General features: G+C 67.4%; 12 protein-coding genes and 1 tRNA gene. 8 read left to right on the top strand and 5 right to left on the bottom strand.

From position 1 onward, the window contains the following. The first annotated feature begins 61 nt into the window (after positions 1-61). The 3 genes from HNP51_RS12600 to HNP51_RS12590 are packed head-to-tail and all read left to right on the top strand — an operon-like array spanning position 62 to position 2603. Positions 62-742: an SURF1 family protein gene (locus HNP51_RS12600; RefSeq protein ID WP_311769949.1), complete on the top strand. Its 681-nt coding sequence runs from the start codon at positions 62-64 to the stop codon at positions 740-742. Continuing rightward, a complete protein-coding gene (locus tag HNP51_RS12595; protein WP_184270951.1) occupies positions 739-2061 on the top strand; it encodes an ATP-binding protein in 1323 nt (440 codons plus the stop codon). The genes HNP51_RS12600 and HNP51_RS12595 overlap by 4 nt, the downstream gene beginning before the upstream one ends. Before the next feature lie 5 nt (positions 2062-2066). Further along, complete coding sequence (locus HNP51_RS12590) at positions 2067-2603, top strand: response regulator transcription factor (protein ID WP_409360126.1); 537 nt, start codon at positions 2067-2069, stop codon at positions 2601-2603. Positions 2604-2664: 61 nt separating this feature from the next. Here the strand turns inward: HNP51_RS12590 and HNP51_RS12585 are convergent. Then, positions 2665-2740 (bottom strand) — tRNA-Lys (locus HNP51_RS12585). Positions 2741-2936: 196 nt separating this feature from the next. Between HNP51_RS12585 and HNP51_RS12580 the strand changes: the two genes are divergently transcribed. Both HNP51_RS12580 and HNP51_RS12575 read left to right on the top strand, forming a co-directional pair. Beyond that, positions 2937-4346, top strand: a complete 1410-nt coding sequence (locus tag HNP51_RS12580) for an amino acid permease (protein WP_184270945.1) — start codon at positions 2937-2939, stop codon at positions 4344-4346. Continuing rightward, positions 4346-4699 carry an Hpt domain-containing protein gene (locus tag HNP51_RS12575; protein ID WP_184270942.1) on the top strand — a complete coding sequence of 118 codons (354 nt, stop codon included), beginning with the start codon at positions 4346-4348 and terminating at the stop codon, positions 4697-4699. The genes HNP51_RS12580 and HNP51_RS12575 overlap by 1 nt, the downstream gene beginning before the upstream one ends. Before the next feature lie 8 nt (positions 4700-4707). Here HNP51_RS12575 and HNP51_RS12570 read toward each other — a convergent pair whose 3' ends face one another. Both HNP51_RS12570 and HNP51_RS12565 read right to left on the bottom strand, forming a co-directional pair. Continuing rightward, positions 4708-5055: a chorismate mutase gene (locus HNP51_RS12570; protein ID WP_184270939.1), complete on the bottom strand. Its 348-nt coding sequence runs from the start codon at positions 5053-5055 to the stop codon at positions 4708-4710. A gap of 4 nt (positions 5056-5059) precedes the next feature. Beyond that, positions 5060-5875 (bottom strand): ferredoxin--NADP reductase, encoded by an 816-nt coding sequence (locus tag HNP51_RS12565; RefSeq protein WP_184270936.1) that lies wholly within the window; start codon positions 5873-5875, stop codon positions 5060-5062. A 138-nt stretch (positions 5876-6013) separates the two neighbouring features. Between HNP51_RS12565 and HNP51_RS12560 the strand changes: the two genes are divergently transcribed. The 3 genes from HNP51_RS12560 to HNP51_RS12550 are packed head-to-tail and all read left to right on the top strand — an operon-like array spanning position 6014 to position 10287. After that, positions 6014-8263, top strand: coding sequence for a S9 family peptidase (locus HNP51_RS12560; protein ID WP_260400767.1), 2250 nt, complete (start codon positions 6014-6016; stop codon positions 8261-8263). Further along, a complete protein-coding gene (locus tag HNP51_RS12555; RefSeq protein WP_409360122.1) occupies positions 8197-9804 on the top strand; it encodes an amidase in 1608 nt (535 codons plus the stop codon). The genes HNP51_RS12560 and HNP51_RS12555 overlap by 67 nt, the downstream gene beginning before the upstream one ends. Positions 9805-9837: 33 nt before the next feature. Beyond that, on the top strand, positions 9838-10287 hold the full coding sequence (locus HNP51_RS12550) for a low affinity iron permease family protein (protein ID WP_184270930.1): 450 nt from the start codon (positions 9838-9840) through the stop codon (positions 10285-10287). A 247-nt stretch (positions 10288-10534) separates the two neighbouring features. On the opposite strand, the gene HNP51_RS12545 is transcribed toward HNP51_RS12550, so the two are convergent. Both HNP51_RS12545 and HNP51_RS12540 read right to left on the bottom strand, forming a co-directional pair. Further along, positions 10535-11986, bottom strand: a complete 1452-nt coding sequence (locus HNP51_RS12545) for an amidohydrolase (RefSeq protein WP_184270927.1) — start codon at positions 11984-11986, stop codon at positions 10535-10537. A 79-nt stretch (positions 11987-12065) separates the two neighbouring features. Continuing rightward, entirely contained in the window at positions 12066-15119 is a 3054-nt protein-coding gene (locus HNP51_RS12540) for a TonB-dependent siderophore receptor (RefSeq protein ID WP_260398484.1), read from the bottom strand. Positions 15120-15282 lie beyond the last annotated feature (163 nt).

Genomic DNA, 15282 nt, shown 5'->3' with positions numbered 1-15282 from the left:
GCCGTCGTCGCGACCCGCCCGGCCGCCGCGCAGCAGGACCGCCCTGATCCTGGGGGCGGTCATGTTCGCCATGCTGTTCGCGGGCTTCTCGGCTCTGGGCGTCTGGCAGGTGCAGCGGCTGGCCTGGAAGCAGGCGTTGATCCGGCAGGTCGACGCCCGCATCCACGCCGCGCCCGTCGCCGCGCCGCCGCCGGACCAGACCATCACGCGGCAGACTGATCAGTATCGTCGGGTCGTCGTCAGCGGCCGCTTCGATCATCAGCACGAGGCTTTGGTGAAGGCGGTGACGGACCTCGGACCCGGCTACTGGGTCATGACGCCGCTGGTGACGGATCGCGGCTTTACCGTCCTGATCAACCGAGGTTTCGTGCCGTCCGAGCGCCAGAAGCCGGCGGAGCGCGCCGCCGCTCAGGTGGAAGGCGAGACGACGGTCGTCGGCCTGCTGCGCCTGACGGAACCCGACGGCGGCTTCCTGCGCGCGAATGATCCGGCGGGCGACCGCTGGTTCTCGCGCGACGTGGCGGGGATCGCCAAGGCGAGGGGGCTTGCCGGGCCGGTCGCCTCCTACTTCATCGACGCCGACGCCACGCCCAATCCGGGGGGCTGGCCGCGCGGCGGCCTGACCGTGGTGCGGTTCGCCAACAGCCATCTGATCTACGCCCTGACCTGGTTCGGTCTGGCCCTGATGTCGGCGGCGGGCTTCGTCTTGTTCCTGCGTGAGGAAAGGAAGCGCAGGCGATGAGCGCGATCGGGTTCGCGCGCAGCCTCCTAGGTCTGGACGACCAGGCCGAGGCGCCGGTGTCGCCGGGCGCGGCCGGGCGGCGCAACATGTTGCTGCTGATCCAGTTGCGCTGGCTGGCGGTGGTCGGGCAGGTGGTGACCATCGCCGTGGTTCATTGGGGGCTGAAGATTCCCCTGCCGCTGGGCATGCTGCTGCTGGCTCCGACAGGGCTGGCGCTGATGAACCTGGCCAGCGCCCCGGTGGCGCTGCGCCGACAGAGCGTGACGGATCCCGAGCTGCTGTTGGCCCTGTTTGCCGATGTCGCCGCCCTGACCTGGCTGCTGTTCTTCAGCGGCGGGGCCAGCAATCCGTTCGCAGCCCTCTATCTGATGCAGATCGTGCTGGCGGCAGTGCTGCTTCGACCGCCCTACGCCTGGGGCTTTGTTCTGGTGACCAGCGCCTGTCTGGGCCTGCTGGCTGTCTGGCATCAGCCCCTCTTGCTGCCGCCCAGCGCAGACGCGCGCCTGGGGCTGATCCAGGCCGGGGCCCTGGTCAACTTCATCCTGATCGCTGTGCTGCTGGTCGCCTTCGTCACGCGCACGACCCAGAACGTGCGGGCGCGCGACGCCTATCTGGCCGACGCCCGGCAGCAGGCGGCGGAACAGGACCACATCGTCCGCATGGGCCTGCTGGCGTCCGGCGCCGCGCATGAGCTGGGCACGCCGCTGGCTTCGCTGTCGGTCATCCTCAGCGACTGGAAGCGGATGCCGGAACTGACGGCCAATGCCGATCTGGCCGCTGACATCGCCGAGATGCAGGCCGAGGTCGAGCGCTGCAAGACCATCGTCACCGGCATCCTGATGTCGGCGGGCGAGGCGCGAGGCGAGGCGCCGACCATCACCACCCTGGGCGGCTTCCTGTCCGAAATCGTGGCCGACTGGCGCGAGAAGTCCAACGACGCCATGGCTGTGGTCCTGAGGGGGCCGACGCCGCGCGATCCGCGCATCATCGCCGATCCGGCTTTGAAACAGGTGTTCAGCGCCCTGCTGGACAACGCCCATGAGGCGGGGGCGGAGCGCATGGTCATCGCCGCGACGCTGGACCAGGACCTGCTGTCGGTCGAGTTTAACGACGACGGGCCGGGCTTCTCGCCCGATATCCTTGAGCGTGTTGGCCAGCCCTATAAGTCGACCAAGGGGCGGGCAGGGGCGGGGCTGGGCCTCTTCCTGCTAGTCAATGTCATGCGCAAGCTGGGCGGCGGCGTCGTCGCCGCCAACCGACGCGACGGCGGCGCCAGCGTCCGCCTCACCCTGCCTCTGGAGGCCTTGGCACCGAAATGACTGAACTGACCGACGCCCCACGCCAGCTATTGATCGTCGAGGATGACGAGGCCTTCGCCAAGACCCTGCGCAAGTCGTTCGAACGGCGCGGCTATGAGGTGGTGTCGGCGCGCAGCCACGAACAGCTGGTCGAACTGCTGGCCGTCCATCATCCGCAGTACGCCGTGGTGGACCTGAAGCTGGGGGCGGCCTCGGGCCTGACCTGCGTGCAGACCCTGCACGCCTTTGATCCTGATCTGAACATCGTCGTTCTGACCGGCTTCGCCAGCATCGCCACGGCGGTCGAAGCCATCAAACTGGGAGCGCGCCACTATCTGGCCAAGCCGTCCGGCACGGACGAGATCGAGGCCGCCTTCGCCCGTCAGGAGGGCGACCCCGACGCGGCCCTGAGCGCCCGTCCCACCTCGATCAAGACCCTGGAGTGGGAGCGTATCCACGAAGTCCTGGCCGAGACCGACTTCAACATCTCCGAGACGGCCCGCCGCCTGGGCATGCACCGCCGCACCCTGGCGCGGAAACTGGAGAAGCGTCAGGTCACCTAAAGGCGCAAGCGATCGCCGGCCCCGAGGGGCTGGATGTTCTCAGGATGTTTGAGAGAGACGATGGTGGGTGATCACAGGTTCGAACTGTGGACCCGCTGATTAAGAGTCAGCTGCTCTACCAACTGAGCTAATCACCCGTACCGTCGTCTGCGCCATTTGGTGTGGCGCCGGTTCTTCGTTGCGACCCGCTGGGTTGCCCGAAGGGCCGTCCTATTACTCAGGATGCCGGGGGGGCGCAAGGGCTGATCGTGGCATTTTCTAAAGTTTGTCGGACGCGTTAAGATAGTCGCCGGAATCAGCCGCCGGCAGACGCGGCACGAGGAAACTACACATATGGCGTTCTGGAACCGTCGGCGGTCGATCGATGCGATGCTGGCCCCGCAAGAGGGGCCGGCGCTGAAGAAGACCCTGAGTTGGCCGCACCTGATGGCCCTTGGCGTCGGCGCAATCGTCGGCACCGGCATCCTGACCCTAATCGGGGTCGGCGCCGGTCTGGCCGGTCCGGCGGTGCTGATCAGCTTTGGTCTGGCGGGTCTGGTCTGCGCCTGCGCGGCCCTGGCCTATGCCGAGCTGTCGACCATCATGCCAGCCTCGGGCAGCGCCTATACCTATTCCTATGCCTCGCTGGGCGAGATCTTCGCCTGGGTCGTGGGATGGAGCCTGATCCTGGAATACTCGCTGGTCGTCTCGGCGGTGGCCGTGGGCTGGTCCGGCTACGCTATTCCCTTCCTGGCCGGGCTGGGCATCGACCTGCCGCTGGCCCTGACGGTCGGGCCGCACGTCGAGGGCGGCCTGATCAATCTGCCCGCCGTCTTCATCATCGCCGTGGTGACCGGCCTGCTGCTGATGGGCACCAAGGAGAGCGCCACGCTGAACGCGGTGCTGGTGCTGATCAAGATCGCCGCCCTGGTGGCCTTTGTGGCTATCGCCCTGCCGCACTTCGACACGGCCAACTTCACGCCCTTTATGCCCTACGGCTTTGGCGCGCCCTTTGTGCAGACCGGGGTCATGGCGGCGGCGGCCATCATCTTCTTCGCCTTCTATGGTTTCGACGCCATCGCCACGGCCGCGGAAGAAACCAAGAAGCCCGAGCGCGACCTGGCCATCGGCATCATCGGATCGATGGTGGTCTGCACCATCCTCTATATCGTCGTCGCGGCAGCCGCGATCGGCGCCGCGCCTGTGGCTTCCTTCTCCGACAGCCCTGAGCCTCTGGCCCTGATCATGCGCGGTCTGGGACAGGGCGTGGCGGCACAGTGGATCGCCGCCGCCGCCGTCATCGCCCTGCCGACCGTGCTGCTGGCCTTCCTGTTCGGCCAGAGCCGCATCTTCCTGGGCATGGCCCGCGACGGGCTTCTGCCCAACCGCCTGGCCAAGATTTCCAACCGCGGCGTGCCGGTCGTGGTGACCATTTTCACCGCTATCGTCGTCGCCATTCTGGCGGGCATCATGCGTCTGGACGAACTGGCGTCGCTGGCCAACGCCGGCACCCTGATGGCCTTCATGGCCGTGGGCGTCAGCCTGATCGTGCTGCGCGTGCGTGAGCCCAACCGCGAGCGCAAGTTCAAGACCCCGCTGTGGTGGCTGGTCGGCGGCATCGCCATCGTCGGCTGCATCACCTTCTTCTTCAGCCTGAAGGCCTCGACACAGCTGTACTTCCTGCTGTGGAACCTGGGCGGTCTGGCCATCTATCTGCTGTGGTCGTCCAAGAACGCCCGCCTGGCCAAGACCCCGGAAGCCTGATGGCGGCGCGCGACCTGACGGGGGCGGTGGATTTCACCGTCCTCGAGACCATGACCGGCGGCATGGACGACATCACCGAAGAGGTGCTGGGCCTGTTCGTGCAGCAGGCGGCCCTGTGGTCGCCCTTGCTGGACGCCGCGTCCGAGGGCTGGCGCGATGCGGTCCACACCATTCGCGGAGCGAGCGCCGGCATTGGCGCCAATGATCTGGCGGTCGTCTGCAACGAGGTCGAACACGGCGAGCAGGGGCTGGCCGCGGCAGGGCTGGAGCGGGTCAAGACGGCGCTGGACGTCGCTCTGAGCGACATCGCCGCCTATCGCCACGAACTGATGTTGAGAAGCCTGAAGGGCTGAGGTTCGCCTCAGCCCCGCGTGGCGTCGTACTTGGCGAACTCGTGGGCGATGCAGCGGTCGATCAGCAGGCGCCAGACCGGCTCGGCGATGTCGGGCGACAGGCCCGCGGGTTCAGCGGCCGCCAGGACCTTGGCCACCACGTCGTCGATGCGGGCCTGGTCGAAGACGGCGTCGCGGTTCGGCTTGATGCGGGCGGCGGCGTCCATATAGCGCTGGCGCTCGGCCAGCAGGGTCACCAGGGCCCGGTCCAGGGCATCCACGCCCTGACGCACGTCGACCATGGTGGCGCAGTCTTCCGGGGCCTTGCGGTCGTCGATATCAACCGAGCGTGCGGCGACAGCGGCGGGAGAGGTCATCAGGTCAGCCGACAAAGGCGCGCTCCAGAACATAGTCGCCGGGTTCGGCGTTCGAGCCTTCTTTCAGGCCATAGGTTTCCAGCAGTTCGCCGGTTTCCTTGATCATGGCCATGGCCCCGCACAGCATGACGCGGTCGCTGTTGGGCGAAAAGCCGATGGGCAGTTGCAGGTCGGCGAAGACGTCGCCCGATTTGATGCGGTCGGTGATGCGGCCCGGCGTCTCGAAGCGCTCGCGGGTCACGGTCGGGTAATAGGTCAACTGGGCCTTGGCCTCGTCGCCGATCAGCGGGTCGTCGTGGATCTCGTGGGTGAAGAAGTCGCGGTAGGCCAGGTCGGCCACGTTGCGGACCGTGTGGCAGACGATGACCTGCTTGAAGCGCGAATAGGTTTCGGGGTCGCGCGCCACCGACAGCCAGGGCGCCAGGCCCGTGCCGGTGCCGATCAACCACAGACGCTCGCCGCCGGTCACGGCGTCCAGCACCAGGGTCCCGGTCGGCTTCTTGCCCATCAGGACGCTGTCGCCCGGCTGGATTTTCTGAAGCCGCGACGTCAGCGGGCCGTCGGCCACCTTGATCGAGAAGAACTCCAGCTCCTCGGCCCAGAAGGGGCTGGCGATGGAATAGGCGCGCAGCACCGGCTTGCCGCCGTCTTCGCCCGGCAGGCCGATCATGACGAACTCGCCCGAGCGGAAGCGGAAATCCTCGGGCCGCTTCAGGGCGAAGCTGAACAACTGGTCGGTCCAGTGGCGGACCCACAGGACTTCCAGATTGTGAAACGGGCTGGCCTTGACGGGCGGCGCGGCGAGGGAGGCGTCGGACATGGCGACTACCTAGGCGGTCGAGGGCGAATGCGAAAGGCTCGCGGGCGTCGCAGCCGTGCAGATTTGCGGATGACGGCGGCGGATTCCGCCTCTAGCTTCGCCGCCATGCGCACATTCCTTCTTGCTTCGACGATCCTGATGGCTGCGACCTCGGCCTTCGCCCAGACCAATCCGCAACCCGCTTCGCCCCCGGCGGCGACCGCGCCCGCCTCTTCGATCCTGACGGTCGAGCGGGTCTTCGCCAATCCGTCCCTGTCGGGGCCGGTGGCCAAGGGCGTCAGCCTGTCGCCGGACGGCGAGCTGCTGGCCTTCCTGCGCTCGCGTGAGGACGACGTGGACGTGCTGGACCTGTGGGCCGCCCCGGTGAAGGGCGGCGAGCCGTTCAAGCTGATCGACGCGCGGGCTCTGGTCCCCGACGCCGGCGAATTGTCCGAGGCCGAGAAGGCGCGGCGCGAGCGCATGCGCATCTCGGCGCGCGGCGTGGTCGAATATTCGTGGGACGAGCAGGGCCGCTACATCCTGGCGCCGCTGGAAGGCGACATCTTCCTGGCCAACCGCGCCGACGGCAGCGTGCGCCGCCTGACGGAAACCTCCGCCGATGAGATCGACGCCAAGGTCTCGCCCAAGGGCTCATTCGTCAGCTTCGTGCGGGATCAGGATCTGGTCGTGCTGGACTTGGCGTCGGGCGCCGAACAGGCGATCACGAACGACGGCGACGGCCTGATCACCTGGGCCACGGCCGAGTTCATCGCGCAGGAAGAGCTGGATCGCGACACGGGCTACTGGTGGAGCCCGGACGAGCGCTTCATCGCCCTGCAGCGCACGGACGAAAGCACCGTCGACATCATCCCGCGCCTGGACATCACCGGCGGCGGCGCTTCGGTGATCCAGCAGCGCTATCCCCGCGCCGGGCGTCCCAACGCCGTGGTCGAGCTCTATGTCCAGGACGTGCAGGCCGGTAAACGGGTCAAGGTCGACCTGGGCGCCAATGCCGACATCTATCTGGCCCGCGTCAACTGGGCCAAGGACGGGCGGACCCTCTACGTCCAGCGCCTGTCGCGCGACCAGAAGACTCTGGAGCTGCTGAGCGTGGATCCGGCGACCGGCGCCAGCCGCGTCATCGCCACCCAGCGCTCGGACGCCTGGGTGCCGCTGAGCCACAGCTTCAAGGCCCTGGCCGACGGCAACTTCATCTGGTCGTCGGAAGAGAGCGGCTGGAACCACCTCTACCTCTATAACCGCGACGGTCGCCGCCTGCGCGCGATCACGCAGGGGAACTATCCGGTCAAGTCGCTGGCGGGCGTCAATCCGACGACGGGCGAGGTCTTCTTCACCGCCTCCATGCGCGACGGCAAGGAATACCCGATCGAGCAGCAGCTGTTCCGCGCCAGCTACAAGCGGACGGGCGCGCCGACCGAGGTCACCCCGCGCGGCGGCTGGTGGAGCGCCTCGGTCAACGACACGGGCACGGCCTATGTCGGCAACTATACCGACGTGAACACTCCGTCTCAGTCGGCCCTCTATTCGATCGACGGCACGCGCGTGCGCTGGATCGAGGAAAACAAGCTCCAGCCCGGCCATCCCTTCTGGCCCTTTGCCGAGCGCCAGCAGAAGCCGACCTTCGGCACGCTGCAAAGCCACGGCGAGACCCTGATGTGGCAGATGACCACGCCGCCGGACTTTGATCCGTCCAGGACCTATCCGGTCGTCATGCAGGTTTACGGCGGCCCGTCGGGCGGCGGCGTCAAGAACGCCTGGCAGGGCGCGACCAACCAGCTTCTGACCGAGGCGGGCTACATCGTCTTCCGCCTGGACAACCGGGGCGAGGGCGACCGTTCAGCGGCCTTCAAGCAGGCGCTTTACCTGAAGATGGGCCAGCCGGAGATCGAGGATCAGGTCATCGCCGCCGACTATCTGCGGTCGCTGCCCTATGTCGACGACAGCCGCATCGCCATGATGGGCTGGTCCTACGGCGGCTTTATGAGCCTGATGGCCCTGACCGAGCCCAGGATGGGCCTGGCCTCGGCCCTGGCCGGCGCCCCGCCGACCGAGTGGAGCCTCTACGATACGGCTTATACCGAGCGCTACATGTCGACGCCGCAGGCCAATGTGGAAGGCTATGCCGCGTCGGACGTGCTGGGCCGTCTCGACAACCTGACCGGACGTTTGCTGCTGCTGCACGGCATGGCCGACGACAACGTCATCTTCGAGAACACGACGCGGGTGCTGGACGGGCTTCAGGCCAAGAGCATCCCGTTCGAGACCATGCTCTATCCCGGACAGCGCCACGGCGTGCGTGGCAACGAGAGGCAGCTTCACCTATGGCGCACCTACCTCGACTTCCTCGACCGCACCATTGGTACGCGGGCGCCCGAAAAGGCGGACTGATCCTCGCTGCCGTCAGCGCCCTGGCGCTGACGGCGTGCGCCATACCGAACGACGACGGCAGCTGGACGCTGGCGGGTGAGGACGGGGGGCGGATATTCCAGCCTCCGACCGCCGCCGCGATCGTGGACGGCGTCTATCCTTCGCGCGCGGCTCTGGCCGGGGCGCTTGAAGTCACGTTGAGCGCCGATAACGCTCTGCCGGGGCCGCCCTCTGCGGTCATTGCTATGGCGCCGTCGGTGATGGCGGACGAGACACCGGTCGCGTCGGGGCTGCTCAAAGGCCTGCCGGTCCTGCTGAAGGACAATATAGAGACCCGCGACATGCCGACGACGGCGGGCTCGCTGGCCCTGGCTGACAACGCGCCGGGGCGTGACGCGCCCCTGGTGGTCCGACTGCGGAACGCGGGCGCGGTGATCCTCGGCAAGACCAACCTGTCGGAATGGGCCAACATCCGCTCGTCGTCGTCCATCAGCGGCTGGAGCGCGGTCGGCGGCCAGACCCGCAACCCCTATGACCCCGCACGCACGCCCTGCGGCTCGTCCTCGGGCAGCGCCGTGGCGGTCGCCATCGGCCTGGCGCCTGTCGCCCTTGGCACTGAGACGGACGGCTCGATCACCTGTCCCGCCTCGGTCAACGGCGTGGTCGGGTTCAAGCCGACCGTGGGTTTGGTCAGCCGCACCCATATCGTTCCGATCAGCCACTCGCAGGACACCGCGGGGCCGATGGCTGTGACGGTCGAGGACGCGGCCATCGTCCTGACGGTCATTGCCGGTTCCGATCCCGCCGACCCGGCCACGGTCGAGGCGGACGCTCGCAAGGTCGACTATCGCGCGGCGCTGGACGCGAACAGTCTGCGGGGCGCCCGCATTGGGGTGATGCGCTTCCTGCTGCCCTCCTATTCCGCCGAGACGCGGGCCGAGTTCGAGCGGGCCCTGGCCGCCCTGCGCGCTGCCGGGGCCGAGGTGGTCGAGATTGAACAGGGACCCGCAGACCTGCGCGCCGTCGGCGGGTGGGAGCTGACGGTTCTGCTGACCGAGCTGAAGCACGACCTGAACGCCTATCTGGCCTCGACCGACCCGACGCAGGTGAAGACGCGGACCCTCGCCGACGTCATCGCCTTTAACGCCGCCGAACCGCGCGAGACGATTGTGTTCGGCCAGGACCTGTTCGAGCGGGCCCAGGCGACCGGCGGGTTGAACGACCCCGCCTATGTCGAGGCGCGGGCGAACTCGCTGCAGGCGGCGGGACCGGACGGCATCGATCGGATGATGACCGAGCACCGGGTCGTCGCCCTGATCGCGCCGACCACTTCGCGGGCCTGGACCAACGATCCCAGGGACGAGGATGAGATGCAGGGCTCGGCCAGTCGGCTGGCGGCGGTGGCGGGCTATCCGCATCTGACCGTGCCGATGGGCTTTGATCGGGGCATGCCGGTGGGCCTGAGCTTCATCGGCGGGAAATGGGACGACGCCCGCATCCTGTCGCTGGGCCATGCCTACGAGCAGGCGACGCGTGAGCGTCGAGCGCCGCCGGGACGCTGAGCAACCTTGGCTGTTCCCGCGGGTTAAACGGCCATGGAAAAGCTGTTCAACCATTTCGCCAATACGACGGCCAAGATGGCTGGCCGACCGTGGACCTTTATCCTGTGCCTGCTGCTGGTCGTGGTCTGGGCGACGACAGGGCCGATCTTCAAGTTCAGCGAGACCTGGCAACTGGTGATCAACACCGGCACGACCATCATCACCTTCCTGATGGTCTTCCTGATCCAGAACACCCAGAACCGCGACGCGGCGGCCATGCACGCCAAGCTGGACGAGCTGGTCTATGCGGTGAAGAAGGCGGACGCAGGCTTCATCGGCATCGAGCACCTGACCGACAAGGAACTGGAGGTCATCCTCAAGGAGGTCGAGCGGCGCGGTCGCGACATCCATGCCGGCCAACCGGCGCGGGCGGTCCGGGGGCGGCCGGCCTCTCGTATGGATGAGGACCTCGCGGTCGAAGGCTCGACAAAAAATAGAGTCTAATTCGTCTGAATCGTCTGAAATCTCTCTGTGGCGCTGGTAGACCGCTCATTATGACAGAGGGAGGGGAGGCGGCAGGACAACGGGCCTGAAATGCGCGCAGTCGCCGTGATTTTCCGGGATTGGAGCGACGGATTAGGCGGGCTGGCGCGACGCTGCGTGAGTTCCTCGCGGCAAACGTCGCGCCGACACCCCTCATCCGGCCCTGACGGGCCACCTTCTCCCACAAGGGGAGAAGGGGCGCGGCGCTTTAGTCGCGGTAGTTGAGCGCCGGGGTGCGGTCGCCCAGCAGGGCCTCGTACTCGAAGTCCGGGCCGCGACGGCGCTCGAACTCAGTCTTGGCGGCAGCGATGGTGTCCGGGCTCTGGAACAGTTCGGCCGTGGTCAGGGCCAGGGTCTTGGCGGCCAGATGCGCGCCCTTCAGACCGATGGTCGAACCGGCGGCCACCACGTTCTGCCAGCTGTGGCCCGCCGAACCGGGGACGAAGGTGGCGGTGGACAGGCCGACCGTCGGCGCGACCCAGCTGACGTCTGAGACGTCGGTCGAACCGCCGAAGTCGCCGCCGATCACGGCGGGCTCGATCGTACCGACGCTGGCCAGATCGGGTTTCGTCGGCAGGGTCTTCTGGATCTCGGTGGCCAGGGCGATTTCCGCGGGCGTCCAGGTGATGCCGCCGACATGGCGCAGGTTGCGGTCCATGACGGTCATCAGGGCTTCGTTCGGCAGCATGGAATAGACGCCGCCGATGGCCTCGAACTCGACGCGGGTGCCGGTGCCCAGGGCTGCGCCTTCAGCGGCCTTCTTCACCCGCTCCAGCACGTCGCGGACGATCTGAGGGTCGTTGTGGCGGACGTAGTAGTAGCTCTCGGCGAAGGCCGGGACGACATTGGGCGCCTTGCCGCCGTCGGTGATGGCGTAGTGGATGCGGGTGCGGTCGGGCACGTGCTCGCGCATCAGGTTGACCATGGCGTTCATGGCCTCGACGCCATCGAGCGCCGAGCGGCCCTTGTCCGGCGCGGCGGCGGCGTGGGACGAGACGCCGTAGAAGCGGAACTTGCCCGAGACATTGGACATGGTGTCGCCCTGACGGGCGCTGTTGACGTTGCCGGGGTGCCAGTGGACGGCGACATCGACGTCGCTGAACAGGCCGTCGCGGACCATATAGACCTTGCCCGAGCCGCCTTCCTCGGCGGGCGTGCCATAGACGCGCAGCTCGCCCTTGATGTTGTTGGCGACCATCCAGTCCTTGACCGCGATGGCGGCGTGGACCGAGGCGGCGCCGAACAGGTTGTGGCCGCAGCCGTGACCCGCGTGACCGCCGGCCGATTCCTGTACCGGGTTCAGGGTCTGCGACAGGCCGGGCAGGGCGTCATATTCGGCGAGGACGGCGATGACCGGGCCGTCGCCGGTCTTGAAGCTGGCCAGGAAGGCGGTGGGCTCGTTGGCGACGCCGGGCGTGACGGTGAAGCCGGCCTCGGTCAGCTGGCCCTGCAACAGGGTCGAGCTCTGCGTCTCCTGATAGCCCAGCTCCGCGAACTTCCAGATTTCCAGCGCGGCGTGGTCCAGGGCGGGCTGGTTGCGCTCGACCGTGCCGGTGATCTGGGCCTTGGCCTGAGGCGACAGTTCGGCGGCGAGGGCGGGGGCGGCCAGGCCGGTCAGGGCGGCGGCGACGGCCAGCACGCGCAGGGAGACGGGTTTCATCGGGAACTCCAAACAGTCGTCGAAACAGAAAGGGGCGGAAGGCGATGGCTCGCCTTCCGCCCGACAGGGTCAAGAGCGATCAGAAGCTCTTGCGGATGCTGGCGTACCAGTAGCGGCCGTAGGGCTGGTGAACGGTGCCGAGGTAGCCGTCCAGAGCCAGGGGCGGGGCCTCGTCCGTCAGGTTGCGCACGCCGACGCGCACGGCGGTTCCGGCCAGGCCGCCGTCATTCCATTCGTACTCGCCGTACAGGTTGCCGGTGATCTGCGAGTCGACGGTCCAGGCTTCGCCCGCCGAGTTGGTCAGATTGTCCTGCTCGACGCTGCCGATATAGGCGGTGTAGGCGCCGACCGTGATGTTCTGATAGCGCCAGGTGGCCGAACCCGACCACTTCCATTCGGGACGACCGCCCGAACGGATCAGATCGCCGGCGCTGCCGCTGAAGGCGACGACCGGGTCGATCTCGCCCTTGGCCTTGGCGTCCATCAGGGCCTGAACCGCCGGGGACGGGTCCAGATAGTAGCGCAGCAGGTGCGAGACGTTCAGATTGGCGCTGAAGTCGCCGTACCGGGTGCCGCGCAGGCTCCACATGACGCCCAGGTCGATGCCTTGCACTTCCTGGGGCTGGAGGTTGTCGTAGAGATCCTTGACGTAGAGGATCTCGCCGGCCGCCTGCATGCCTGTACCGGCGAAGATGGCCATGTCTTCCGCGGTCGGCGCGGCGCGGACCACATTGGGGTTGAAGCTGCCCTGCTTGCGCAGCAGGTAGTCCAGCGTCAGGGCGTTCTGGCCGCGGAAGACGCCGACCATGCCTTCCTGCTTCACGTTCCACCAGTCGATGGTGATGGTGAAGTCGCCCAGTTCGGCGGGGGTGAAGTCCGGCTGGATCACCGTGCCGAACGACACGGTTTCCGACTCTTCCGGCTTCAGGTCCGGGTTGCCTGCGCGCTGTTCGGCCACGTTGCGACGGATACGGGCGGTGTTGACCGAGGCCGCGTCTGAGAAGCCGGGCGTGATGGTCGGGCTGACGCAGCGGTTGAGCCCGGTGATGGCGCCGCGACGGGTCAGAGCCTCGCAATAGGCCCAGTCGGTGCTGCTGTTCGAGCGGGTGACGATGCTGGCGTTGATCTGCTCCAGATTCGGGGCGCGGAAGCCCTGGGCCCAGGAACCGCGCAGACGGACGCCTTCGGCCAGATCCCAGGCCACGGCGACCTTGGGCTTGGCGATGTCGCCGAAGTCCGAATAGTGCTCGTAGCGTCCGGCGATCTGGGCTTCCAGATTGTGCACGAACGGGATGTTCATCTCGGGCGAGATGATCGGCACGGCCAGTTCAGCATAGGCCGAATAGACGGTGCGGTCGCCCTCGGTGTCCGGGTTCATCGACGAGTTGATCAGGTCGCCGTAAACGGCGCCCGAGGCGTCGGTGAAGGTGATGGTGCCGTCGATCCGTGCGTCGCGGTCGTCCAGTTGGCTTTCGTGGCGGGCCTCGACGCCGGCCGCCATGCCGAGATCGCCAGCGGGCAGGGCGAAGAGGTCGGGACGCGAGACCTTGAAGTCCCACAGGGCAAGGGTGGTCTCGGTGTAGCGCCGCAGCTTCTGGCGGATGGCGTCCAGGGCGGCCTTGCTGCTGGGCGTGCCGTCGCCGAAGGCGGGGTTGTTCAGGTCGCCGCCATTGAACGGGTTGTAGGCGTCCGCCGTGGACAGGGCGAGTTGCTTCTGCAGGGCCGTGGTCGAGACGTTATCGCTGATGTCCTCGGCGCTGGCTTCGGAATAGAGCAGGGCGCTTTCCCAGTCCCAGCCGGCGAACTCGCCGCGCAGGCCGCCCAGGGCGCGGTACTGCTTGTTGGTGACATTGACCTCGATCGGGCCCAGGTCGTCAAAGCGATAGCCGCTGAGCAGCAGATCAACGCCGCCGGCCGGGGCGGTGACGCCGGGCAGACGGTTTGGGTTGATGGCTCCGCCCGGCAGGGTCGTGGCGCCGAAGGGGTTGTAGAAATTGGTCTTGGGGATGGTCAGGACGATCGACGACAGGGTGCTGATCGGGGCCTGCCAGGCGGTGGTTTCAGCCTGATAATAGCCCAGCTCGCCAAAGGCCTCGACGCTGTCGTTCAGCCGGTACTTGCCGTTCAGGAAGACGTTCAGGCGTTCGACCTTGGGCATGACGCTGACGCCCAGGGCCGCCGAGTCCGAGTAGAGGCGCTGGTCGATCGCGGTGCCGGACTTGAGGCAGAGCCCATTGCCCAGGGCGGCGTTGCAGCCCGAGAAGGTCGACGGTTGCGTGCTGAAAGCGGTCAGGTTGGACGTCGCGCCCGGCAGACGCACCGTGCCGCCCGTAGGCCGGAACAGGCCCCAGGACGTCAGGGACGAGCGGCTGTTCAGGTTCGTTGCACTCTCGAAGCCGGTGCCGGCGAACAGGGGCCGCTTGTCCAGCGAGGCGGTGTAGTCCTGATCCGTGGTCGAAAGCTCGGTGCGGTGGTCGTAGTTGAGGAAGGCCGACAGATTGCCGCGACCGTCGTGGAAGTCACGACCGCCGTAGGCGCTGAAGTTGGTCTCGCGCATGCCGGTGCCCTCGGCGCCGCCGTACTGGGCCGAGACGGTCAGGCCGTTCAGGTCGTCACGCAGGACAGTGTTGATCACCCCGGCCACCGCGTCGGCGCCATAGATGGCGGCGGCGCCGTCGCGCAGGACTTCCAGACGCTTCAGGCCTGTCACCGGAATGGCGTTGGTGTTGTAGGTCAGAACCGGGACCAGGTGTTCGTTGGCCTGGCTGGTCGGGTGGCCGACGACGCGGCGGCCGTTCAGCAGGACCAGGGTGTTGCCGATGCCGAGACCGCGCAGGTTGACCGAGCCGGTGTCGCCGCGCGCCGAGTTCGAGCTGGCGGGCAGGTAGGCCGAGTTGAAGGTCACGTCGCCCATCTGGGGGATCGACCGGATCAGGTCGTCGCCCGAGGTCGCGGCGGTGGCCAGGATCTGTTCCTCGTTGACCACGGAGACGGGCAGGGCGGCGGTCACCTTGGCGCCGCGAATCTGCGAGCCGACCACGACGATCTCGTCGACCTGGGTGGCTTGGTCTTCGGCGGCTTCCTGAGCGACGGCGCCGGTCGCGGCGCCGAACAGGGCCGTGGTGGCCAACATGGCCGTCTTCAAGCTTCGACGAGCGAAGGCTGCACGCATGGTCTGGTTATCCCCTCTGGTGGTCATCGAGCTCGGTATCCCCCCGATGCTCGTCCGGCGGCGGCCGGGTTGGTCTGGTGTGAGACGTCCGGGGCTGGTGCGCATGAAATGCGTCTGACCCGGA

The sequence above is a fragment of the Brevundimonas bullata genome (genome assembly GCF_014207965.1).
In the GTDB taxonomy this organism is placed as follows: Bacteria; Pseudomonadota; Alphaproteobacteria; order Caulobacterales; family Caulobacteraceae; genus Brevundimonas; species Brevundimonas bullata_A.
The sequence above is the reverse complement of the archived record's forward strand: the minus strand, read 5'-3'. Positions and strand labels throughout refer to the sequence as shown.